Origin of the sequence: Streptomyces chisholmiae (genome assembly GCF_031845445.1) — a bacterium.
Lineage (GTDB): Bacteria > Actinomycetota > Actinomycetes > Streptomycetales > Streptomycetaceae > Streptomyces > Streptomyces chisholmiae.
Window position 1 is genome coordinate 1 of record NZ_JAVREO010000028.1, and the last position, 22197, is coordinate 22197.

Annotated in this window: 21 protein-coding genes; 9 read left to right on the forward strand and 12 right to left on the reverse strand. The window is 75.8% G+C overall.

Going from position 1 to position 22197, the window contains the following annotated elements; all coding sequences use genetic code 11:
- Nucleotides 1-134 precede the first annotated feature (134 nt).
- The gene (locus tag RM844_RS29835) at nucleotides 135-695 is read right to left on the reverse strand and encodes a TetR/AcrR family transcriptional regulator (RefSeq protein WP_311670547.1); all 561 of its coding nucleotides are present in this window, start codon (nucleotides 693-695) and stop codon (nucleotides 135-137) included.
- 100 nt (nucleotides 696-795) lie between these two features.
- Here RM844_RS29835 and RM844_RS29840 point away from each other — a divergent pair, with 100 nt between their 5' ends.
- From RM844_RS29840 to RM844_RS29850, 3 genes are all read left to right on the forward strand, one after another.
- On the forward strand, nucleotides 796-1440 hold the full coding sequence (locus RM844_RS29840; RefSeq protein WP_311670548.1) for a DUF2867 domain-containing protein: 645 nt from the start codon (nucleotides 796-798) through the stop codon (nucleotides 1438-1440).
- Between the two features lie 183 nt (nucleotides 1441-1623).
- Nucleotides 1624-2394 (forward strand): sensor domain-containing protein, encoded by a 771-nt coding sequence (locus RM844_RS29845; RefSeq protein ID WP_311670549.1) that lies wholly within the window; start codon nucleotides 1624-1626, stop codon nucleotides 2392-2394.
- Nucleotides 2395-2420: 26 nt separating this feature from the next.
- A complete protein-coding gene (locus tag RM844_RS29850; RefSeq protein ID WP_311670550.1) occupies nucleotides 2421-2888 on the forward strand; it encodes a GNAT family N-acetyltransferase in 468 nt (155 codons plus the stop codon).
- A gap of 350 nt (nucleotides 2889-3238) precedes the next feature.
- Here the strand turns inward: RM844_RS29850 and RM844_RS29855 are convergent, their stop codons facing one another.
- The gene (locus RM844_RS29855) at nucleotides 3239-3856 is read right to left on the reverse strand and encodes a TetR/AcrR family transcriptional regulator (protein ID WP_311670551.1); all 618 of its coding nucleotides are present in this window, start codon (nucleotides 3854-3856) and stop codon (nucleotides 3239-3241) included.
- Nucleotides 3857-3906: 50 nt separating this feature from the next.
- On the opposite strand from RM844_RS29855, the gene RM844_RS29860 reads away from it, so the two are divergent.
- Together RM844_RS29860 and RM844_RS29865 are read left to right on the forward strand one after the other, a co-directional pair.
- Nucleotides 3907-4671 (forward strand): SDR family oxidoreductase, encoded by a 765-nt coding sequence (locus RM844_RS29860; protein ID WP_311670552.1) that lies wholly within the window; start codon nucleotides 3907-3909, stop codon nucleotides 4669-4671.
- Between the two features lie 107 nt (nucleotides 4672-4778).
- Nucleotides 4779-5441, forward strand: a complete 663-nt coding sequence (locus RM844_RS29865) for a hypothetical protein (protein ID WP_311670553.1) — start codon at nucleotides 4779-4781, stop codon at nucleotides 5439-5441.
- Between the two features lie 85 nt (nucleotides 5442-5526).
- On the opposite strand, the gene RM844_RS29870 is transcribed toward RM844_RS29865, so the two are convergent.
- From RM844_RS29870 to RM844_RS29895, 6 genes are all read right to left on the reverse strand, one after another.
- Complete coding sequence (locus RM844_RS29870; protein WP_311670554.1) at nucleotides 5527-6375, reverse strand: DUF7192 family protein; 849 nt, start codon at nucleotides 6373-6375, stop codon at nucleotides 5527-5529.
- Entirely contained in the window at nucleotides 6372-7502 is a 1131-nt protein-coding gene (locus RM844_RS29875; protein ID WP_311670555.1) for an AAA family ATPase, read from the reverse strand. The genes RM844_RS29870 and RM844_RS29875 overlap by 4 nt, the downstream gene beginning before the upstream one ends.
- A gap of 76 nt (nucleotides 7503-7578) precedes the next feature.
- Nucleotides 7579-9456, reverse strand: coding sequence for a hypothetical protein (locus RM844_RS29880; RefSeq protein ID WP_311670556.1), 1878 nt, complete (start codon nucleotides 9454-9456; stop codon nucleotides 7579-7581).
- A gap of 299 nt (nucleotides 9457-9755) precedes the next feature.
- Nucleotides 9756-10391, reverse strand: coding sequence for an MBL fold metallo-hydrolase (locus tag RM844_RS29885; RefSeq protein WP_311670557.1), 636 nt, complete (start codon nucleotides 10389-10391; stop codon nucleotides 9756-9758).
- A complete protein-coding gene (locus RM844_RS29890; RefSeq protein WP_311670558.1) occupies nucleotides 10388-11473 on the reverse strand; it encodes an S-(hydroxymethyl)mycothiol dehydrogenase in 1086 nt (361 codons plus the stop codon). The genes RM844_RS29885 and RM844_RS29890 overlap by 4 nt, the downstream gene beginning before the upstream one ends.
- Nucleotides 11474-11626: 153 nt before the next feature.
- Nucleotides 11627-12145, reverse strand: coding sequence for a hypothetical protein (locus RM844_RS29895; protein ID WP_311670559.1), 519 nt, complete (start codon nucleotides 12143-12145; stop codon nucleotides 11627-11629).
- 355 nt (nucleotides 12146-12500) lie between these two features.
- Here RM844_RS29895 and RM844_RS29900 point away from each other — a divergent pair, with 355 nt between their 5' ends.
- The 3 genes from RM844_RS29900 (at nucleotide 12501) to RM844_RS29910 (ending at nucleotide 15428) form a co-directional block, all read left to right on the forward strand.
- Nucleotides 12501-12929, forward strand: coding sequence for a pyridoxamine 5'-phosphate oxidase family protein (locus tag RM844_RS29900; protein WP_311670560.1), 429 nt, complete (start codon nucleotides 12501-12503; stop codon nucleotides 12927-12929).
- 174 nt (nucleotides 12930-13103) lie between these two features.
- Nucleotides 13104-14021, forward strand: coding sequence for a DUF6891 domain-containing protein (locus RM844_RS29905; protein ID WP_311670561.1), 918 nt, complete (start codon nucleotides 13104-13106; stop codon nucleotides 14019-14021).
- A gap of 369 nt (nucleotides 14022-14390) precedes the next feature.
- Entirely contained in the window at nucleotides 14391-15428 is a 1038-nt protein-coding gene (locus RM844_RS29910) for a polyprenyl synthetase family protein (protein WP_311670562.1), read from the forward strand.
- 111 nt (nucleotides 15429-15539) lie between these two features.
- On the opposite strand, the gene RM844_RS29915 is transcribed toward RM844_RS29910, so the two are convergent.
- The 3 genes from RM844_RS29915 to RM844_RS29925 all read right to left on the reverse strand — a co-directional run bounded on the left by RM844_RS29915 (nucleotide 15540) and on the right by RM844_RS29925 (nucleotide 19414).
- Complete coding sequence (locus RM844_RS29915; RefSeq protein ID WP_311670563.1) at nucleotides 15540-17879, reverse strand: heavy metal translocating P-type ATPase; 2340 nt, start codon at nucleotides 17877-17879, stop codon at nucleotides 15540-15542.
- Between the two features lie 37 nt (nucleotides 17880-17916).
- Entirely contained in the window at nucleotides 17917-19008 is a 1092-nt protein-coding gene (locus tag RM844_RS29920; RefSeq protein ID WP_311670564.1) for a hypothetical protein, read from the reverse strand.
- Between the two features lie 118 nt (nucleotides 19009-19126).
- Nucleotides 19127-19414 (reverse strand): heavy-metal-associated domain-containing protein, encoded by a 288-nt coding sequence (locus tag RM844_RS29925; RefSeq protein ID WP_311670565.1) that lies wholly within the window; start codon nucleotides 19412-19414, stop codon nucleotides 19127-19129.
- Nucleotides 19415-19843: 429 nt separating this feature from the next.
- Between RM844_RS29925 and RM844_RS29930 the strand changes: the two genes are divergently transcribed.
- Complete coding sequence (locus RM844_RS29930) at nucleotides 19844-20467, forward strand: NADPH-dependent FMN reductase (protein WP_311670566.1); 624 nt, start codon at nucleotides 19844-19846, stop codon at nucleotides 20465-20467.
- 668 nt (nucleotides 20468-21135) lie between these two features.
- On the opposite strand, the gene RM844_RS29935 is transcribed toward RM844_RS29930, so the two are convergent.
- On the reverse strand, nucleotides 21136-22167 hold the full coding sequence (locus RM844_RS29935; protein ID WP_311670567.1) for an MmyB family transcriptional regulator: 1032 nt from the start codon (nucleotides 22165-22167) through the stop codon (nucleotides 21136-21138).
- Nucleotides 22168-22197: the final 30 nt, after the last annotated feature.

Genomic DNA, 22197 nt, shown 5'->3' on the forward strand with positions numbered 1-22197 from the left:
GGTGTGCGTGGCGGCCGGCGCCGGCCGCCACGCACACCTCGCCGGCGAACAGGCGGCGGCGCCACGGCTGTTCGGTGGGTGGGTCGAGCCGGCCGCGTGGGCTGGGTCGGCCGAGCCGGCCGGGAGGGACCGACCTAGCGGAGTAGCCACGCCCGGGTCAGTTCCAGCACCTCGGCGCGGCTGCGGGGGCCGTGGTCGGCGGCCACGCAGTGGTTGCCGATCCGCACCGAGAAGGTGAGCAGGCAGCGCACCTCGACGTCCTCGTCGTCCGCGCAGAACTGGCTGAACTGCGCGCGCAGGTAGGCCATCTGCCGGTTGTCCACGCGGCGCAGCCGGGCCGCGACGGCCGGGTCGCGGCGAGCCCAGTCGCGGATCGCGAGGTCGAGGGCGGTGCCCGTGGCCAGCCCGTCGCCGAGCGCGGCGACCAGCGTGAACAGCCGGTCCAGCTTGCTCCTGGCGTCGCCGCCGTCCCGTTCGACCGCCTCGATCACCGACTCGGTGACCTCGCGTTCCCAGGTGTCGAGCAGCTCGGTGAGCAGGGCGTCCCGGTTCCTGAAGTAGCCGTAGAAGCCGCCCTTGGTGACGCCGAGGGACTGGGCGAGCGGCTCGATCCGGACGGCCTCCGGGCCGCCGGCGGCCAGGGCCCGCAACCCTTCCTCGACCCACCGGCCGCGCGGCGTACGGGCGTTGGCCATGACGTGCTCCCCTCTGTTCCCCACGCGCCCCATCTATACGCACCCGTATAACTGGCGCTAGGCTGGTCTGTACGGCATCGTATAGAACAGGGGGCCGAGCATGAGACTGCCCAATGCCGCCCACACCTCCCTCCCCTGGCGGGTCCACGAGATCGCCGGCGACTTCCGCGTCGACGACGTGTGGGCGCTGCCGACCCCGGGTGGGCCGGACGACCTGCACCACCTGGTCACCCTGATGGCCAACGGCGGGAAGGAGCCGGCCGAGCGGCCGGGCGAAGCCGCGGCGGTGGAGCCCGGCGCGGCACCTGAGCCGGGCATCACCTCGCCCGTCTACCGCGCGCTGTTCGCGATCCGCTGGCGGCTCGGCCGGTGGTTCGGCTGGGACCGGCCGGGCAGCGGGCTCGACGGCCGGGTCAGTTCGCTGCGCGAGCGGCTGCCGGCGGACCTGCGCGCGGCCCCCCGGGGCCCCGACTTCCGGTCGGTGCCGTTCACCTCCGTCTACCAACTGCCGAACGAGTGGGCCGCCGAACTGGCCAACCGGACGGTGCACACCGTGCTGCACGTCGGCTGGGTGTCGGACGGGGCGGGCGGCTACCGAGGTCAGATGGCGGTGCTGGTGAAGCGCAACGGCCGGTTCGGCGCGGTGTACATGGCCGCCATCAGGCCGTTCCGGCACCTGGGCGTCTACCCGGCGCTGTTCCGGGCGATCGACCGGCGCTGGCGGGCCACCACCCCGCGGCGCTGACCACCCCGCCGGCGGTGGGGCTGGTGCCCGGGCGCGGGGGTGGTGCCGGGTACACCCAGGTTGGGTGGGTGACCGGGCTGAACCCGAGGGCCGTCAACGGAAGGATCGTGACCACGAGCTGAGGCGGCCGTCGGGGGCGCCGGCGGGGGTCGCGTCGCGGACGCGGCGGAAGGGAGCACCGAGATGAGCGTGGTTCTGGAGCATGCGGAGAGCGGGCGGCCGACGACCGGGGCACCGGCGGCGCGCCCCACGCACGACCCGGCCCAGCCCGCCGACCAGCACGGGCGGTACGGGCAGCACGGCGGGCAGCACGACGGGTCCGCCCCGTACGGCGGCCTCGGGCCGGTCGGCCGGGAGGCGTGGCTGGTCGCGGCGGCGAAGGCGCCCTGGCGCGGGCTCGGCCTCGGGCTGGTGTCGCTGCTGGTCTCGGTGCCGCTCTTCTCCCTGCTCATGGTCTCGATCGGGCTGATCCCGGTCGGCATCGGCCTCTACACCACCCCCGTACTGCTGGGCGCCCTGCGGCACTTCGCCGACTGGCGGCGGTCCCTGGTGGCCCGCTGGGGCGGGGTGCCGCTGCCGGCGCCGCGGCGGGCGCACTGGGCGCCGGGCACCGTGGCGCCGGTCAGGACCCTGGTGCTGCTCCGCGACCCGAGCACCTGGCGTCAACTGTGGTGGCTGCTCACCGACATGACCGCCGGCAGCGTCACCGCCCTGCTGCCGTTCGGCCTGCTCGCGCACGGCGCCTACGGCTGGGTGCTGGCCGCCGGCGTCTGGGAGCCGATCCACGACGCGGACGGCGCCTTCTGGTACGCCTTCGTGCAGGTCCAGGGCCAGGGCGACGCCAACCTGGCGGCGCTGGTGGGCACCGGCACGGCCGTCCTCGGCCTGCTGGCCGGACGGGCCCTGCTGCGCGGCCACTTCGCGGTGACCAGGAGCATGTTGAGGAACGCCTGACCGGCCTTCGTACCTAAGGTGGGTCGATGACGGTTACCAGCCCGCGGTTGGCGCGGGTCACCCCGGAGAACGTGTCCGCCGCCTGTCGGTTGGCGGTCAGGCGCGACCAGGAACACCTGGTCGCGCCGGTCGCGCACTCGCTGGCCGAGGCGTACGCCTCACCCGACACCGCCTGGCCGCGACTGGTCTACGACGGCGACCAGTTGGTCGCGTTCGTGATGGGCGGCTTCGACCCGGAGAACGAGATATCCCTGTTCCGGTGCGGCGTCTGGCGGTTGAACGTGGGCGCCGAGTTCCAGGGGCGCGGCTACGGCAGGTTCGCGGTCGACGAGCTGCTCGCCGAGGCCAGGCGGCGCGGGCAGCGCCGGGTGACGGTGATGTGGGAGACCGGTCCCGGCAGCCCCGAGCCGTTCTACCTGCGGATGGGCTTCCGCCCGACCGGCGAGGTCTTCGCCGGCGAGGTCGTCGGCGAACTCTTCCTCGACGACGCGTAGTCGGCACGGCGGGTGGGCCGGTACCGGCCCACCCGGGGCCCCGAGCGCGCCGCACCCGTCCGCCGGCCGGCGCCCCGCGGCGGCGGCGCCGCGTGCCGCGGACGAGGGCGGGCGGCATCCGGAACTCCGGCTGCCCGTGGTCCGGTTCAGGCGGCGAGGGCTCCCTGCCGGTCTCGAAAGGCTGCCGGCTGCCCGATACCGACTGCCCGATACCGACTGCCCGATACCGACTGCCGGATACCGGCCGTCGGCTGTCGGCATGAGGTGGTCCGGCGGTGGTCCGGCGGTGGTCCGGTGGTCCTCGGTGGGGCTGCCCGGCGCTCCCGACCGGCCGCGTCCTGTGCTCCGGCTCAGGCCGCCCGGAGGACGTCCGGGCCGAAGGACGCGGTGAGCGCGCGGGCGATCAGTTCGGGCAGTTCCGTTCCGCCGTCGTCCTCGGCCCAGCGGGTCAGCGCCGTGTGCAGCGCGGCCAGGCAGGCGCTGACCGCCGCCCGGGCCGGGAACGCGGCCTCCGCGTCGGCCGGGTCGATGCCGAGCGCCTCGACGACGGCCTGCTGCATCGCGTACTCGCGCTCCAGATGGCGGGCCCGCAGCGCGGGCGTCGCGACCATCAGCCGCAGGCAGTCGAGCAGGAAGCGCCGGTCGGCCGCCGCCTCGGCCCCGACGGTCAGCGCGGTGGCCGCCGCCACGAGCGCGCCGCCGACGCGGTGCGGCACCGGCCACGTCGTGGGCGAGGCGGCGACCCGCTCCGCGATCAGTCCGGTGGGCTGGTCCACCAGGACGAGGTCCTCCTTGGTGGGGAAGTGCCGGTACACGGTCATCGCCGAGACGCCGGCGGCCTCGGCGACATCGGTCACCGGCACCGCGTCGTAGCCGCGTTCGGTGAACAGCCGGACCGCGTGGGCCTGGATCGCGTGCCGGGTCTCGGACCGCTGGCGTTCCCGCAGGGTTGGTTGCCGCTCGCTCATGTGATAGATACTACCGCGATGTTAGTTACTCACATGAATGGGGTGGTGGCATGCCGGGACTCATCGACCGGACGGCTCTGGTGACGGGTGCCTCGCGGGGCATCGGACAGGCGGTCGCGGTCCGGCTGGCGGCCGAGGGCGCGCTGGTCGTCGTGCACTTCGGCACGGACGAGAACGGCGCGGCGGCGACCGTCGACCGGATCGTGCGGGCCGGCGGGACCGCCCTCGCCGTGCGGGCCGAGTTGGGCGTCGACGGCGACGTCGAGACGCTCTTCGCCGGCGTCGAGGCCGGGCTGGCCGGCCGTCCGCTCGACATCCTGGTCAACAACGCGGCGGCGCCGCCGGCCGGCCCGCTCGGTGGGCCGACCCGGGCGGAGTTCGACCGCCTCTTCGCGGTGAACGTGCGCGCGCCGTACTTCATCATCGAACGCGCGCTGCCCCTGCTGCCCGACGGCGGCCGCGTCATCTCCCTGTCCTCGGTGGCGACCCGGATGGCCAACCCGGCCCAGACGTCCTTCGCCATGACGAAGGCCGCGGTCGAGACGATGAGCCGCACCCTCGCCAACCAGCTCGGCGCGCGCGGCATCACGGTGAACGCCGTCGCGCCCGGCGCCACCAGGACGGCCACCAACGGCGCCGCCTTCGACGTGCCCGGGCTGCCCGAACGGATCGCCGCCGCGACCGCGTTGGACCGCCTGGGCGGCGCCGACGACGTCGCCGAGGTGGTCGCCTTCCTGGCCTCCGACGCCGCCCGCTGGATCACCGGCCAGGTCATCGACGCGAGCGGCGGCCTGTTCCTCGGCCCCCGCGGCTGACCGCCCGCGCGCGCCGTTCCGTGGTCGGCGTGCGCCGGCGCGCGCGGAGTTGCGTACCGTACCGGCTGCACGGAGTGGATCGACAACAACGTGGGAGTACCTGAGAGATGAGCATCCCGAAGCCCGTGGTCCGGCGCCGGGTCGCCGGTGTGGCCGGGCTCGCCCTGGCGGTCGCGCTGGGTCTGACGGCGTGTTCGGACGAGTCCGAGGCCGAGACGGAGTCGGGCGCGACGGCGGAGTCCGAGGCCCCGTCCGAGGACGGCGCCTCGGCGGACGCGGAGGCCGGTTCCGAGTCCGGGTCCGAGTCCGGGTCCGAGTCCGGCTCGGGCGAGGCGGTGAGTGGCCAGGCCACCGCCGAAGCGGCGGTGGCCAGTTGGGTCACCGCGGTCATCACGGACGAGCCGGCGGACGCCTGCCTCGTCATGACGATCGAGGGCCCCGACGGCACGCCCGTGGCCGCGACCCCGGGCCAGTGCGCGGGCGGTGGCCCCGAGGCGCTGGCGGCGCAGCAGGGGGTCAGCACGCTCGGCCCGTCGTTCACCCCGGCTGACCTGGGCGAGGCGCCGGTCGTCGAGGCCGCGGGGGCCACCGAGTCGGGCGGGGCGGCGACGTTCGACGGAGGCCAGATCACCGTGGACGGCCAGTCGCTCCAGGACATCGTCGTCGCCAACTCGACGGGGGTGGCACCCGGCGACATCGGCATCGAGGTCGAGGCCGCCGAGCTGGAGGGACGCTGGTACGTGACCGACATGAACCTCTCCTTCGGCTGAGCCTGAGCCTGAGCCCTCGGCCGAGCCCCGGCCGGGCCGGTGCCCACGCCACCGCCTCAGGACGGCCGGAGGCGGTGGCGGGTGTTCAGTCCGCGCGGATCAGCCCCAGCTCCGTGAAGACCTCCTGGCACCAGGCCAACGCGGAGTCCAGCGTCTCCCACCGCTGCTCGTCCTGGTCCAGGTCGGGCAGCACATAGGCGTCGCGCGCGTTCTCCGGCAGGTCCTCAGGGAAGCAGGTGAACGGCGACCTCCCGTAGTTCGCGTCCAGCAACCGCCGGACGAACGGCTCCGGTTCGGTCTCCCACACCGCGAACCACAGCCGGCGGAGCATCGCCGGATGGGCCATGGCGAAGATCAGCCGGCCCAGGTCGAGCGGCTCGGCCGGCGAGACCACCCGGGCCACCGCCGCGATCCGGCCGTCCGGCAGGTTGGTGCCCCAGCCGGACCAGACCTCGACGCTGTGCCCGGCCGTCACGATCGCCGAGCAGAACGCGGCCAGCGCCAGACCCCGGTGCCGGATGTGGTCCGTCGGAACCTGGTGCCCGCACACCGCGGGCACCAGCAGCGTCACCACCCGGCCCCGGGTGGTGACCTGCTGCGGGACGGCGTCGACCATGCACTCCGGCACGCCGGCGAGGAAGGCGCCGACGTCCACCTCGCTGCCGGTGACGTCCCAGCGCGGTTCGAGCACCGTGGTCCGCACCCGCCGCCCGGTGCGCTCCCGCAGGGCGGCGATGCTCACATCGGTCTCCGGCAGCGCCTGCGCCCAGCCGTCGGTGGCCAGCCGCAGCGACTCCTGGAACCCGCTGCCGGCCCACCCGTCGCGGTCCTGGCGGGCCCGCGCGTTGTCGGCGGTGGCCGGGGCGGCGGCCCGGTCCAGGAAGTCCTGCCAGGACCACATCGGCGGCAGCTCGACCGCGGTCTTCGGCCTCATGCCGGCGGCCCGTCGTTGTTGCCCTCGTCCTCGCCCAGCGCGGACCGGTGCGCGGCCGAGACGCCGCGCAACACCCGCCACTCCATGACCTGTTCCAGGCTGGCGCCGGCCTCCAGCAGCTTCGCCGACTCGATGCTGGCGCGCGGCGAGAACATCACCGGCAGCCGCTTCCGCTCGGCCGTCGAGCGCAGCCACTGCACCTTCTTCAGCACGGCGCGGGCGGCCACCGCCTCGGTGGGGGCGTGCGCCAACGTCAGCTGCTCCTCCAACCGCTCGTCGACCGGCACGTCGAGCAGGGTGAAGCGGTCCAGGGTGGCCGCGTCCAACGCCTGCCGGCCGGTGTACTGGCGGTCCGGTCCCGTGCCGTAGGTGTTCGCCGTCGCAACGACCCGGAAGTCGGGATGGGCGGTCACCATGTCGTCGGCGAAGGCGCAGACGCCGAGCGAGAGCGCCTGGTTCAGCTCGGAGAGCAGGCCGGGGTGGCCGCTGTCCAACTCGTCGAGCAGCATCAACCCGCCGTGCTCGAACGCCCGCCGGAACGGGGTGGCGTGATAGGTGCCGTGCGCGTCGTAGTAGCCGAATATCTTGCTCATCGGGGTGGTCGGCCCGAGCGACAGCGCGTGGAACTCCAACCCGAGTGCCGAGGCCGCCTGTTGGGCCAGCGTCGACTTCCCGGTGCCGGCCGGCCCGACCAGCAGCGCGTGGCAGCGGGCCGCCAGCACCACCAGCAGGTCGGGCAGCACTCGGTGGCTGACCTCGGTGAACGAGACGGGCGGGCGCTGGCCGGCGTGGATCTCGACCACCGGCCGCGCGGTCTCGGCGAACACCTGCTCGGCGCGGGCGCGGGCGAAGGCCATGAAGTCCAGCTTGCTGGCCTCGACCGCCCGTTGGCTGGCCCGGGCGGCGGTCTCGACGGCCTCGGCCAGCAGCCGGGGGCGGAACTCGCCGTCGTCCGCCAGCTGCCGCCGCACCTGCTGGGCCACCAGCCGCTCGTTGCCGCCGCGCACCGCGTCCCGGGCGGCCTCCTCGGCGACCTGGCGCATCGCGCCCGCCGCGCCCTCCGCCAGCTCCGCCGCGACGACCTCCCTGGCCAACTCCCTGACCGTTGCTCGCGTTTTCTCCCGCATCGTTTGCCCTCCGCGCTCGACCGTGCCGCGCGCCCATTTTCAGCCACCGGGAACGGGCGGCGGTCACCGGGTCCGGTCAGGCCGGTGGCCGGGGCGTGGCCGCCGTGGCCAGGGCCGCCGCGAGCGCCGTGTCGAGGGCCTCACCGAGCGTGCGGCGGGCGCCGCGGGCGCGGCCCTGGCCGGTGGCCAAGTGCGCCCAGGCCGCCGGGAGTTCGGCGAACGCCTCGGTGACCAGGGAGAGCACGCTCGGGCCGCCGTCCGCCGGGGCCGGCGGGGCGGCCAGGGCCAGCGCCGCCGGCAGCGCGCGCAGCGTGGCCGGCTCCCGGTGCTCGCTGGCCAACACCAGTGCGACCCAGACGCGTTCGGCACCCGGGTGGTCGGCCAGCAGCTCCGCCGACCGCTCGGTGAGGCGGCGCAGCGCCGCACCGGGCGCCGAGTGGCGGGCGAGCAACTCGGCCACCGACGGGCCGCTGGGGTAGCCGCGCACGGCGTGCGTCAGCAACAGCCGCTCCAGCCGCTCGTCCGCGACCCCGGGGGCGCCGAACCGGTCCAGGATTGCCGCGGGTTGGTAGGCCAGCTCGGTCAGCGGCGGATTGCCCGGGATGCCACGCCAGCCCAGGCCGAGCCCCTTGCGCAGCTCGTGCAACGCCCGGTCGTAGGCCGGGTCGTCGGCCGCCGGATAGGCGCCCCGGCGGCGCCGCCGGTGGGCCGGGCCGCGCTCCGCGTCGGCCAGGAAGGCCCCGGCGCGGCCCCGGAACTCGTGACGCTGGCCGGGCAGGAGCCGGGTCAGCTCGGTCAGCCAGGCCAGCTGCTCCGGCTGGCAGAGCGGGAAGCCCGGCCGTGGCCGCCACAGCTCAAGGGCGGTCAGCGCCACCTCGGCGAACCGGCGCCGCAGCGCGGCCCTGGTCGCCGGCGGGGTGCGCCAGCCCGGCTCGTCGTCGGCCGCCGCGAGCAGCGGTCGCCAGCGTTCGGCGAGCGCCCGGGCCACCCAGTCGGTGGCGGCGGCCAAACCGCGGTCCGGGGTGCCGCCGAAGGCACCGAGGTAGGCCAGCGGAAGCCGGCGGTCGGCCGGCGGCAGCGCGGCCAGCTCGTCGGCGAACGACGCGGCCGTCTCGTCCGGGGACCGGCCGGCGTGCAGCGCCTGGCAGACCCGGCTGGTCAGCGCGGCGCCGGCGGCGCTGGCCAGGTCCGCCGTCGCCAACTCGGCGAGCAGGCCGGCCGGCACCTGCCGGGGCAGCGCGCCGAGCAGCGTCTCGCCGAGCACCGCCCTGGCCTGCTCGTCGGTGACCAGTGCCCACAGCTCGGCGGTCCGCTCGGGGTGGGTGGTGAGCACCTCCCGCCACAGCGCGCGCCAGGCGGTGAGCGCCGCCCGGTGCCCGGCCACCCAGGCGCCCAACGGCTGTCCCTCGGCCAGCTGCGCCGGCGGCCCGGGCAGCAACCGGACGGCCGCGGCGAACACCTCGTCCGCCAGGTCGGGGGAACGCAGCGCCAGCCAGGCCGCGTTGGGCTCGGCGGCGGACCGCGTGTCGACCGGCGGGGGTGGTGACGGCACCCGGCGGCGCAGCTCGGCGACCACGGCGGCGCGCAGTGCGGCGGACGCGCCGGCGTGCCCGAGGGCGCCCAGCCGCTCGTCCGCGCTGCGGGCGACCACCTCGGCCGGCCACTCGGGCGGGCAGCCCGGATGGTCCAGGGCGGCGCGCAGCGGCGGGAGTTCGTCGGTGGACAGCGCGGCGGCGAGCAGCCAGCCGGGCGCCTCGGCGGCGCACGGGCCGGTCAGCAGCGCGGTCAGCAGCCGGCCGCGCTCCGGGCCGGGCGGCAGCGCCCGCGCCTGGTCCAGCGCCAGGGCGACGACCGGCGCGCCGGGGGGCGCGGTGGCCACGGCGTGGGCCAGGAAGGCGGCGGGCAGCCGCGCTTGCCCCGCGCCGCCACCGCTGCCCGGCGTCTGCTCGACCATCGCGCGCTCCCCCCGCTGCCGCTGCTTCCGGCCGGCCAGCCTATGCGGCCCACCGCCGCGCCCCACCGCCGCGCCCCGGCCCCGCACACCGGGGCCAGGCACCGGGGCCAGGCACCGGGGCCCGCCCCCGGCCCGTTCCGCGCCCAGGCCGGGCGCGCCGTCCGGCCAAACGCCCGTTCCGCCTCCGGTTCGTGCCCGTTCCGCGTCCGGCCAACGCCCGCGCCGCGTCCGGTTCCCGCCCGTTCCGCGTCCGGTTCGTGGCCGCGCCGCGCCCGGGCGGTGCACCGCCCGGTGGCCGCTCAGTGGCCCCGGGCGATCCACTCCGGCAGGTGCGGCGCCTCCTCACCGATCGTCGTGCTGTCCCCGTGGCCCGTGCGCACCACGGTGGCCGGCGGCAGGGTGAGCAGCCGGTCCCGGATCGAGTCGACGATCGTGGGGAAGTCGGAGAACGAACGCCCCGTGGCGCCCGGACCGCCCTGGAAGAGGGTGTCCCCGGTGAACACCGTGCCCAGCGCCGGCGCGTGGAGGCAGACCGCGCCCGGCGCGTGCCCCGGCGTGTGCAGCACCGTCAGCTCCACCGAGCCCACCGCGAGCCGCTGCCCGTCGGCCAACTCCCCGTCCGGCGCGCGGTCCGGGTGGGTCGCCGACCAGAGCGGCAGGTCGGCCGGGTGCAGCAGCACCGGCGCGCCGGTCAGCCGCGCCAGCTCGGGCGCCGCGTTCACGTGGTCGTTGTGCGCGTGGGTGGCGACGATGGCCACCACCGTCCGCTCGCCGACGGCCGCGGCGATCGCCTCGGCGTCGTGCGCCGCGTCCACCACCAGCACCTCGGCGTCGTCACCGACCAGCCAGACGTTGTTGTCCACCGCCCAACTGCCGCCGTCCAACTCGAAGACGCCGGAGGTGACGACCCGCTCCACCTGGGTGCCGGCGCTCACAGGACCACCACCGAGCGGAGCACCTCGCCGGTGTGCATCCGGTCGAACGCCTCCTCGATCTGGTCAAGGGCGATCGTCTCGGTGACGAACGCGTCCAGATCCAACCGGCCCTGCTGATAGAGATCGATCAGCATCGGGAAGTCCCGGGACGGCAGACAGTCCCCGTACCAGGACGACTTGAGCGCTCCGCCCCGACCGAAGACGTCCAGCAGCGGCAGCTCGATCCGCATCTCCGGGGTCGGCACGCCGACCAGCACCACCGTGCCGGCCAGGTCCCTGGCGTAGAACGCCTGCTCGTAGGTCTCCGGCCGGCCCACCGCCTCGATCACCACGTCCGCGCCGAAGCCGCCGGTGAGCTCGCGGATCGCGGCCACCGGATCGGTCTGCCCGGAGTGCACCGTGTGGGTGGCGCCCAGCCCCTGGGCGGTGGCCAGCTTCCGCTCGTCGATGTCCACCGCGATCACCCTGGCCGCGCCGGCCAGCCGGGCGCCCATGATCGCGGCGCCGCCGACCCCGCCGCAGCCGATCACCGCGACGCTGTCCCCCCGGCCCACCTGCCCGGTGTTGATCGCCGCGCCGATGCCGGCCATCACGCCGCAGCCCAGCAGACCGGCGGCGGCCGGCGAGGCCGCCGGGTCGACCTTGGTGCACTGGCCGGCGGCGACCAGCGTCTTCTCGGCGAACGCGCCGATGCCCAACGCCGGGCTCAGCGGGGTGCCGTCGGTGAGCGTCATCCGCTGCTTCGCGTTGTGGGTGGCGAAACAGTACTGCGGCCGGCCCCGCAGACAGGCCCGACACTGGCCGCACACCGCGCGCCAGTTGAGCACCACGAAGTCGCCCGGCTCGACCTCGGTCACGCCCTCGCCGACCGACTCCACCACGCCGGCGGCCTCGTGGCCGAGCAGGAACGGGAACTCGTCGTTGATCCCACCCTGCTTGTAGTGCAGGTCGGTGTGGCACACCCCGCAGGTGCGGACCCGCACCAGCGCCTCGCCCGGCCCCGGGTCGGGGACCACGATGGTCTCCACCCGCACGGGCTCGTTCTTGCCCGGTGCGATCACACCGCGTACCTCATGTGCCATTAGGGCCCCTCCGGGAGCTTTTGTCGAGCAGGAGCAGCCATTCTGGTGCACCGCACTGACACCCGGAACCCCGCGACGCGTGCACCCGGCCCGGTTGGGTTGGTCGGGCCGGTCCGGCCAGGGCGCGCCCCGGGTCCGCCGGCCCGCCCGGGGTCAGCGGTCGGGGAGGAGCGCGGTCAGGGTCCACCCGGTCACCACGCCGTAGCCGGCGTGCGGCAGCAGGTCGCTGAGCCAGTCCGTGGCCGACCAGGTCCGCGGGTCGCTGACGCCCAGCGCCGCCATCGGCGCGTTGGCGGCGAGCAGCGCGCCGAGCGTGGCGGCCGCCGCGGTGACCGACCGGCCGGGCCGCCGGCCGGTCGCGCGGGCCACGCCGAGCACGGCCCCGACGCCGATGCCGGTGGCCAGCCCGAGCAGCGGGCCGAGGCCGGCGACCCGGTGGGCGCGCGCCTCGCCCCGGCCCGGCACCGGGAGGTGGGTCGTCGAGGAGAGCCGTTCCACGGTCTCCTCGGGGGTGTCGCTGGCACCGCGCCCGCGCACCACCATGTCGAGGTAGGTGACCGCGTTCAGCGCGGTGGTGCCGGCCGCGCCGGCCGCCGCGCCGGCGACGAGGCCGGCCAGCGGGCCGGCCGGGACGGCACGGGAACACCAGGGCATTCGTCCGGTTTGTCGCACGAATCGAGGTTACGACGACCGGGGGAGGTCCGCAGCGCGGCCGCGCGTGCGGGCCGCGTTGTCAGTGCCGGGTGGGAGGCTTGCGCCGGGCGTCGGACCCGACCTGACGCCGGGCCGCGGGGCGTCGGTCGGCGGTGCGTCCGCCGGCTCGGTGCCCGTTTTCCCGTCCGGGTGTGACCGGGTGCCGGGTTGGGAACACCCGTATGCTGCCCGGTTGTTGCGGGTGCCGCACGGGTGTGGAGCCGCCCGCCGTGTCCACGGGGGGCAGGGCGGTCGGCCCCCGCCGCCCGGCCGCTCAGCCGATCTGCGGGGGAGCGGTCTGCGACCGTCTTGAAGCGAGGATTGGACAGACGAGATGCCACTGTCGACCGAGGACCGCGAGCGGTTCCTCGCCGAGCCGCACATCGCCGCCCTCTCGGTGCACTCAGGCCGCGAGGACCGCGCCCCGCTGACCGTCCCGGTCTGGTACCAGTACCGGCCGGGTGCCGAGTTGTGGGTGCTGACCGGCAAGGACTCCCGCAAGCACCGGCTGATCGCCGAGGCCGGCCGGTTCACCATCATGGTGGAGCGGCTGGTGCCCACCATCCGCTATGTCTCCGTCGAGGGGCCGGTCACCTCGGTCACCGAGGGCGGCGAGGCCGAGTTGCGGGAGGTCAGCGCCCGCTACCTGCCGCCGGAGAAGGTCGAGGGCTATGTCGCCGTCGCCCTCGCCGAGCACGGCCCACAGGTGGTCATCCGGCTGCGCCCCGAACGCTGGATCAGCTCCGACCTGGGCACGCTCTGACCTTCCAACGACCCCGACCCCGACCCCGACCCGCCGTGGCCCGGGGCCGGGCCGGGCCTGACCCCGGGCCAGGGACCCGCCCCCTCGGGCGGTTGGTGGCGGTGTCCCGGCCGTGGGGGCGGGTTGGGACACGTTGGTGACCTGCGGCCGCTGGTTTGGTGGCAGGGTGGACGCATGTTGGAGATCACCGTCCGGACCGAACGCGGGACGCGCGTGGTCCGGCCCGATGTGCGGACGCTGGCCCGCCTGGTCGGCCGACTCGGTGACCAGGAGGGCAACTTCCTGGTGCTGCAACGCGTGCCCGATCTGCCGCAGCAGATGGCCCAGGTGTGGCACGAGGCCGGCGGGGCCTACGAGTTGGAACACCGCGACGGCGGCCCGGCGGAACACTTCAGGACGGTGCTGGCCGCCCCCGGGCCGGTGGTCGACGCGCTGGCCGGCTGGGCGGCCCGGGAGCCCGAGTGGGCCGCCGGGCTGAGTTGGGAGCCGGTCGAGCTGCCCGTCCCGGCGCCGCCGCCCCCGTTGGAGCTGTCCACCGAGGACGCGAAGGCGCTGCACGAGGAGCTGCGGCGGCTGCTGTGGGGCGGCTACGCCGACCGCGACCGGTTGGCCATGGTCGCGGTGGACTACCTGGTCCGGGGCGACGAACGGCCGGTCTCGCCGGCCCAGGCCCGGGCGCTGGCCGACGCGTTGTGGGTGGCCAGGGTCGAGGAGCAGGCGGGCTGGACGGACCGGACCGACCCGGAGCGGGTCACGGACGTCTTCGCCGAGCTGCGGGGGCTGGGCATCACGGCCGAGGAGAACTTCGCCTGCTGCCGCAACTGCGGTATCCACGAGATCGGTGGGGTGAGCGCGCCGGACGCGCGGGGCTATGTCTTCTTCCACCAGCAGAGCACCGACTCGGTGGTCACCGGCGGGGCGTTGGTGTTGCACTTCGGGCAGTTCACCGACCGGGTGGGCGACACGGAGTGGGTCGGCCGGCAGGTGGTGGCCGCGTTCGGGCGGGCCGGCCTGACGGCCGAGTGGGACGGCGACCCGAACCGGGCCATCGTGGTCCGGGGCCTGGACTGGCGCCGCCGCCTGATCGGCTGACCCGGCGCGACGGGCGGGTCCTGGGGCGGGCCGGTTGACGGGCCCGCGTGGCGGCCCGCGAGGTCTGGTGCGGGCGGCCCGCCGGGCGGCGGTCGCGGTGTGATGAGCGGCGCATTACCCGTCACAATCGCTTCAGTGAGCGAAACCTCGGGCAAGCTGTCAGCAACCTGCCGTGGTTCGCCAGATGTTGTCGATCGCTGTCCCGAAGTGATCACTTTCGTTGGCCACCGGGCTTCGCGCCGCCAGCGCCAACCCGTGGTCACCCGGGGCCAGCCGGTCACCGGATCGCCCGGTTCCGGCGCGGGGTCCGACATCCGGCACCCCGGCACACCTCCAGCCGGTGGCGCACCGAGAAGGACGAGGACGGGGATGCCGAATCACGCGCTCCCGTATCCCGAGGTCGGATACGTGAGTCTGCTCCGCACCTTGGAGATATCCGACGCGGCGCTGGCCGCCCGCCTCAGGGACGGCCTGGACCGCACCGAGGCCAGGCTGCGTGCCTGCGTCAACGAGGCGTCCGACCCCCGGGTGACGGGCGCCGTCGGGCACCTGGTCGAGGCCGGCGGCAAGCGGCTGCGCCCGCTGCTGGCCCTGCTGGGCGGCGAGTTCGGCGACCCGCCCGCCGACCACCTGGTCGGCGCCGCCGCCCTCGCCGAGCTGATCCACGTCGCCTCGCTGCACCACGACGACGTGATGGACCGGGCCACCGTCCGCCGGGGCCGGCCCACCGTCAACGCCCGCTTCGGCAACGCCGTCGCCGTCTACTCCGGCGACTGGCTGCTGGCCAGGGGCGGCCAGATCGCCGCCGAACTGCACGACGGCTCGCTCGCCCTGCACACCCAGACCGCCGAACGGCTGGTCGCCGGCCAGCTCAGGGAGCTGCTCGGGCCCGGCCCCGACGACGACGCCCTCGCCTACTACCTGGAGGTGATAGCCGGGAAGTCGGCCGCGCTGATCTCCGCCGCGCTGCGCTTGGGCGCGCTCCAGGGCGACGTGCCGGCCGAGGTGAGCGAGCGGCTGGGCGACTACGGCGAACAGCTCGGCATCGCCTTCCAGATCGGCGACGACCTGATCGACGTGACCTCGGCGCAGTCGGACTCCGGCAAGCAGCAGGGGCAGGACATCGCCAGCGGCGTGGTCAGCCTGCCGGTGCTGCTGGCGCTGCGCGACACCAGCCAGGCCAACGCCGAGCTGCGCGGCCTGCTGACCGCGGGGCCGGTGCCCGGCTCCCCGGAACACGCCCGCGCGCTGGCCCTGTTGAGCGCCTCGCCGGCCGTCCCGCTCGCCCAGGAGGTGCTGGAACAACGGCTGGACCGGGCCCGCCGGGTGCTGACCACGCTGCCGCCAGGACCGGCCGTCGGGGCGCTGTACGCGCTCTGCGACCTGGTCTCCCGCCGCACCAACTGACCGGCCGGCCCCGGGGCCGTCACCGCGCGGGGCCGCCGGACCGGAACGCCGGAGGCGGCGGCCGTGCCACCACGACCGCCGCCCACCGCCGCCCCGCCTCGGCGTCCGACCTCAACCGCCCGCGGTCACCGAGCCGCCCGTGGCCACCGCCGGCGCCGCCGTCCTGCTGGCCTGGAAGCCGCGCAGCCGGAGGCTGTTGCTGACCACGAAGACCGAGGAGAACGCCATCGCCGCCCCCGCCAGCATCGGGTTCAGCAACCCGGCCGCGGCCAGCGGCAGCGCCGCCACGTTGTAGGCGAACGCCCAGAACAGGTTCCCCCGGATCGTGGCGAGCGTCCGCCGGGAGAGTCGGATCGCGTCCCCGGCCGCCCGCAGGTCGCCGCTGACCAGCGTCAGGTCGGCGGCCTCGATCGCCACGTCGGTGCCGGTGCCCATCGCCAGCCCCAGGTCGGCGGTGGCCAGCGCGGCCGCGTCGTTGACGCCGTCCCCGACCATCGCCACCACCCGGCCCTCCGCCTTCAGCCGGTCGATCACCGCGGCCTTCTCGGTGGGCAGCACCTCGGCGATCACCTGGTCGGCCTCGATGCCCACCGCCCGCGCCACCGACGCCGCCACCCGCTCGTTGTCCCCGGTCAGCAGCATCGGGGTCAACCCCAACTTCCGCAGCCGGACGATCGCCTCGGCCGAGCTGGGCTTGATCGCGTCCGCCACCTCCAACACCCCGCGCGCCGCGCCGTCCCAGGCCACCACCACCGCGGTGCGGCCCCGTTCGGCCGCCTCGGTCAGCGCCCCGGCCAGCTCCGGCGGCAGCGCGAGACCCGCCGCGGTCAGCAGCCGCTCCCGGCCGACCAGCACCGCGTGCCCCTCGACCTGGCCCCGCACCCCGAGCCCCGGCACGTTGTCGAACCGCTCGGGCGTCGGGGGCGGCCCCGTCCGCTCGGCCGCCGCCTGGGCGACCGCCCGGGCGATCGGGTGCTCCGACGCGTTCTCCAGGGCGCCCGCCAGCCGCAGCACCTCGTCCTCGGCCACGCCGTCCGCGGTGCGCACCGCCAGCAGCGTCATCCGGCCCTCGGTGACCGTGCCGGTCTTGTCCAGCACCACCGTGTCCACCCGGCGGGTCGACTCCAGCACCTCAGGACCCTTGATCAACACGCCCAGCTGGGCGCCGCGCCCGGTGCCGACCAGCAGCGCGGTCGGCGTGGCCAGGCCCAGCGCGCACGGGCAGGCGATGATCAACACCGCGACCGCCGCGGTGAACGCCGCCGACAGCCCGTCGCCGGTGCCCCACCAGAAGCCCAGGGTGCCAGCCGCCAGCAGGATCACCAGTGGCACGAACACCCCGGAGATCCGGTCCGCCAGCCGCTGCACCCGCGCCTTGCCGTTCTGCGCGTCCTCCACCAGCCGTGCCATCCGGGCCAGTTGGGTGTCGGCGCCGACCCGGGTCGCGCGCACCACCAGTCGGCCGCCGGCGTTGATCGTCGCCCCCGTGACCGGGTCGCCGACGCCCACCTCGACCGGCACCGACTCGCCGGTGAGCATCGAGGCGTCCACCGCCGACGAGCCCTCCACCACCTCGCCGTCGGTGGCGATCTTCTCGCCCGGCCGGACCACGAAGGTGTCGCCGACCACCAGTTCCTCGACCGCGACGCGCTCCTCCCGGCCGTTCCGCAGCACCCCCACGTCCCGCGCGCCCAGCTCCAGCAGGGCCCGCAGCGCGGCGCCCGAGCGGCGCTTGGCGCGCGCCTCGAAGTACCGCCCGGCGAGGATGAAGGTGGTGACGCCGGCCGCCGCCTCCAGGTACATGTTGGCGCTGCCGTCGGTGCGTTCGATGGTGAACCGGAACGGGTGGGTCATCCCCGGCTCGCCCGCCGTGCCCCACACCAGCGCGTACACCGACCAGCCCAGCGCGGCCAGGGTGCCCAGCGAGACCAGGGTGTCCATGGTCGAGGCGCCGTGCCGCAGGTTGGTCCAGGCCGCCCGGTGGAACGGCCAGGCCCCCCAGACCACCACCGGCCAGGCCAGCGCCAGCGAGATCCACTGCCAGTAGGTGAACTGCCAGGCCGGCACCATCGCCAGCGCGATCACCGGCACCGACAGCACCGTGGAGACCAGCAGCCGCTCCCGCAGGGACCGCAGCCGCCGGTCCTCCGCCGCGTCCGCGTCGTCCACCCCGGCCGGCCGGTCCGCCGCGGCGGGATCGGGGGGTGGCGGGGGCGGCTCGGCGGTGTAACCGGTCGCCTCGACCTGGGCGATCAGCTCGGCGACCGTGACCTCATCGGGGAAGCTGACCTTCGCCTTCTCCGTGGCGTAGTTCACCGTCGCGGTCACGCCGGGCATCCTGTTGAGCTTGCGCTCGACCCGGTTGGCGCAGGAGGCGCAGGTCATGCCCCCGATGGCCAGTTCCACCTGGCCGGTCGCGGTGTCGGGTGTGCTGGTGTCGGTGCTGCTCATCGTCTCTCTCCTCGCGAACCGTGCCCGCGGCCCGGCCTCAGTGCTGGTGGCCGTCGCCCGCGTGCGCACCGGGGTCGTCCGCCCCGGTCTCCGCCGCCGCTCCCGCCCGTACGGTGAACTCCGCGGTGCGGACCTCGCCCTCGTGCTGGAAGTCCAGATAGAGCCGGTATGTTCCCGCGCTGGGCATCGTGGTGTGGAAGGTGATCTCCGGGCCGGCCGCGGTGACCCCGTCGCCCGGCTCGCCCTGCGGGTGCACATGGAGATAGCCCAGGTCACCGGCGCGCAACGCCACCAGGTGGCCATAGGCGCCCAGATAGGGCTCCAGATCGGTGACCGGCTCCCCGTCCCGCCGCACGGTCAGCGTCAGCTCCGTCGCCGCGCCGGCCCGCACCGCGCCGTCGGCCGCCGTCAGTTCGACGGTGTAGTCGTCCACGGTGGCGGTCGCGGCCGGCTCCGGCAGCGGCTCCGGCGCGTACTCCCCGGCCACCGACAGGTCGGCGCCCAGGGTGAGGCCGGTCTCCTCGCCCGCCGGCAGGAAGTCGGCGAACATCCGGTACCCGCCGGCCGCCGGCAGGGTGATCGGCACCGTCCAGGTGCCGTCCTCGGCCAGCTCCGGGTGCAGGTGCTGGAAGCCGGTCAGGTCCCGGCGGACCACGATCAGGTGCAACTCCTTCTCGTGGCTGACCTGGTACGCGGTCAGCGGCCCGCCGTCCGGCCCGGCGATCCGGAAGGCCAGCTCGGTCCGCTCCCCGGCGGGCAGGGGCTCGGTGGGCGGCAGCAGCGTGTAGCCGCGCTCCGCGACCTGGAGGCCGCCCGGGGTGACGGTCTCGGCGGCGCTTTCCTCGACGCCGTGGTGGCCGTGCCCGTCGTCGGCGCCGTTCGCGCCGTTGTCGCCGCCGCTGCCGGTGTGGCCGCCGCTGTCGCCGTGGTCGCCGTGGTTGCTGGTGTCGCTGGTGTCGCTGGTGTCGCTGTCCTGGGGGTCGTCGTCCGCGCCGTGGCCGCCCGGCCCGCCGTGGGCGGCGGCCGGCTCGGCGCCGACCGGCCCGACCAACGCCCCCACGCCGAACGCCGTGCCGAAGGCGAGGGCGACGACGGCACCGAAGGCGCCGACCCTGGTCGCGGTGTTCATCGCTGCTCCCTGCTCCTGGTGCTGGGCTGTGTGCTGTTCGGTCGTGGCCGGGCCCGGCCGACGGGCGCCGGGCGCCGGCGGCCGAGCGGCGCGGTGGCCGCCCGGCGTGGGCGCCGGCTCAGTGGCAGCCGCCGCCACCGCAGCAGCCGCCGGACTCGCCCTGCGCCGGCGGGACGGTCGGTACCAGCTGGTAGCCGGCCTCCTCGACCGCCCCGGCCACCGCGGCCTCGGCCAGCGGCTGCTCGCTGCGGACCCGCACCAGGCCGCCGGCCAGGTCGACCTCGACCTCGCGCACCCCGTCCAACGCGCTGACCTCGCTGGTCACCGCGTTGACGCAGTGTGCGCAGGTCATGCCATCGACGGTGTAGGTGGCCTCGATACCGGTCCCGGGGGTGGCGGTGCTCATCGCGGATCTCCTCGCGCTCGGCGTACGTGCGTCGGGGCGTCCGTCCCCGACAGGCCCCATCGAATACCCCCGGGGGGTATAAGTCAAGTCGCCCACGCCGCCCCCGTCGTCCGCCGCCCCGAGCGCGCCCACCGCCGCCACCCCGGCCGGCGGCCGGTCGAACCCCCGTTCACCTGCGGCGGAGCCCCGTGTGCCGGCACCGGGCTGCGGCCGCGGGCGGGGGCCGCCGACCGGGACGAGTTCGGCCGGGCCCCCAGCACGATACCCCCCAGGGGTTCCGGGGGACGGCCGCGCCACTGCCCGCGCCATCGGCCCGCAGGGTGGCCCCGCTGGGGCCAGCCCCCGCACGGTCTCCCCGCGCGCCACCGGCCGGCCGAGACTCGACGAGCGCGGCAGCACCCGCCGCGTCCACCCCACCCGAAAGGCACCATGACCACCTCACACGTCAGCGACACCGCCCCCACGCTCCGGCTCACCGTGCTGATCGGCAGCGTCCGGGAGGGCAGGTTCGGGCCGGTGGCGGCCGACTGGGCCGTCCAGCAGGCCGAGGCTCACGGCCGGTTCAAGATCCGCCTGGTCGATCTCGCCGACACCGAGCTGCCCCTGGCCCTCGGGCCGACCCCGCCCGCCGTCGCCACCGAGGACGAGCGGCCCGTCGGCCTGGCCCCGCTCACCGACGCCCTGCGCGAGGCCGACGCCTACCTGGTGGTGACGCCCGAGTACAACCGCAGCTTCCCGGCCTCTCTCAAGGCGGCCATCGACTGGCACTACGGCGAGTGGCGTGCCAAGCCGGTGGCCTTCGTCTCCTATGGCGCGACCTTCGGCGGCGCGCTCGCCGTCGAGCAACTCCGCCAGGTCTACGGCGAGCTGCACACGGTCACCGTGCGGGACACCGTCAGCTTTCCCCGCTACTGGACGATGCTGGACGAGGCCGGGCAGCTCGACGTGCCCGCCGAGACCCGGGCCGAGGCCACCGCGATGTTCGACGAACTCGCCTGGTGGGGCGAGGCCCTGGCCCAGGCCAGGGCCGCCGCGCCCTACCCGGGCGGCTGACCGCGCCCCCGGTCGCGCGCCGGCGCGCGAGGCGCGCTCCGGGGGTGCGCCCGGGATGCCGGGGCCGGTGCGGCCGGTCGGGGCGCGGGGGGTCCGGACGTGCGGGCCGGTTGGGGCGCGGAGGTCCGGCCGGTGCGGCCGGTGGCCCGGCGACCGGCCGCCGAGCGGCCTCGATCCCCGGTTCGAAGTGGGCTGGCCGTTCCTCCTCTCGGTTTCGTCTGACGCTGGCGGCCGGGCCACCGGTGTCGGACGAACCGACGGCCTGGGCGCCCGCTCCCGCCGGGTGGTCGCCCGCCGCCCGGCCGGCATGCCCGGCCGGGCACGGGGTTCGGCGGGTGGCCCGGCGACCGGCTCCCGAGCGGCCTCGGCGCCCGTTTCGCGGCGTGGGGCGTGCGTTCGGTCCGGCTGGCCGGCGCCCCGGCACCGGGCGGCGGCCTGTGCTGGTCCGGCGGTCTGGACCCTGGCCCCCGCCCCGGTGGCCGACTGCCACACGGGCGCGCCTGCCCGGCACGGACTCGTGCCGGCGCGGACGTCCGGGCGCGGGCCAGCCCTGGCGCCGAGCCCTGCCCGGTCCGCCGACTGCCCCACCGAGGAGGCACGCCCGTGCGGCAAGGGGTCCGGCCGGCCCCGGCCCGTTTCTCCTGTTCGGCCTGTTCGGCCTGTTCGGCCTACCTGGCCTCCGCCTCCGGTCCGGGCTGTTCCGCCCGCCCACCCCGCTCGTCCCCAGCGCGCCGCCCGGCCTCGGCCGCGTGCCCGCCACGCTCAGCCCGCCCGCCACCCCCGGCCCGCGCGGCCTGAGCGCCTGCGGCCTGAGCGCCTGCGGCCGTAGCGCCCGCGCTGGTCGCCGGCAGACGTTGCCAGGCCGCCGCGCTCGCCGGGTCGGCCGCCAGCATGAGGAGCAACCGCTGGTCCTCGTCGGCCAGTTGCATGACCTCGAAGTCCAACCGCAGGTCCCCGACCTCGGGGTGGTGAACGGTCCGGGTCCCGGACCGTGGCGCGCCCAGCGGGCGTCGCGCCCAGCGCTCGGCGAACTCCGGCCCGGCCTCGGCCGCCAGCCGGTCCGCCAATGCGTCCACGCCGCCGTCGCCCCAACGCAACTCGTGCAGCGTCGCCACCTGCTCGTCGGCCAGCCCGGCCCAGTCGGGAAAGCCGAGCCTGGCACCCGACCCGACGAAGGTGAACCACGCGAGGTTCGGCGGCGAGCCCGGTGGCGAGCCCGGTGGCGTCGACTCCCACAGGCCCAGCGGACCCATCAGCCGCGCGTAACCCTCCGTCCAGGCCAGCACGTCGGAGCGGTGGCTGAGCACACAGCCGGCGTGCGGTTCGAACTGGCCCAGCAACGCCCGCACCTGCGGACGCACCCGCTGTTCGGTGGCCCGCCCGCCGGCGTCGCCGGCATGCGTGAACCGGCACAGCTCGGGGCCGGCGTTGATGCTGGCCAACTGCTGGAGATGGAGCACGTCCGCACCGCTCAGCCGCAGCGCCGCGGACAACGCCGCCAGCACCGTGCCGGACGGCCGGGTGTCCCGCCCCTGCTCCAGCCGGGTCAGGTACTCCACGCTCACGTCCGCCAGCATCGCCAACTCGGCCCGCCGCAGCCCCGGCGTGCGCCGCCGCGCACCGGCCGGCAGGCCCACCTCGTCCGGCCGCACCGCTTCCCGCCGAGCCCGGATGAAGGCCCCCAGCTCACCGTCACGCATCCGCCCAGTGTGGCATCGGAGCCCCCACCC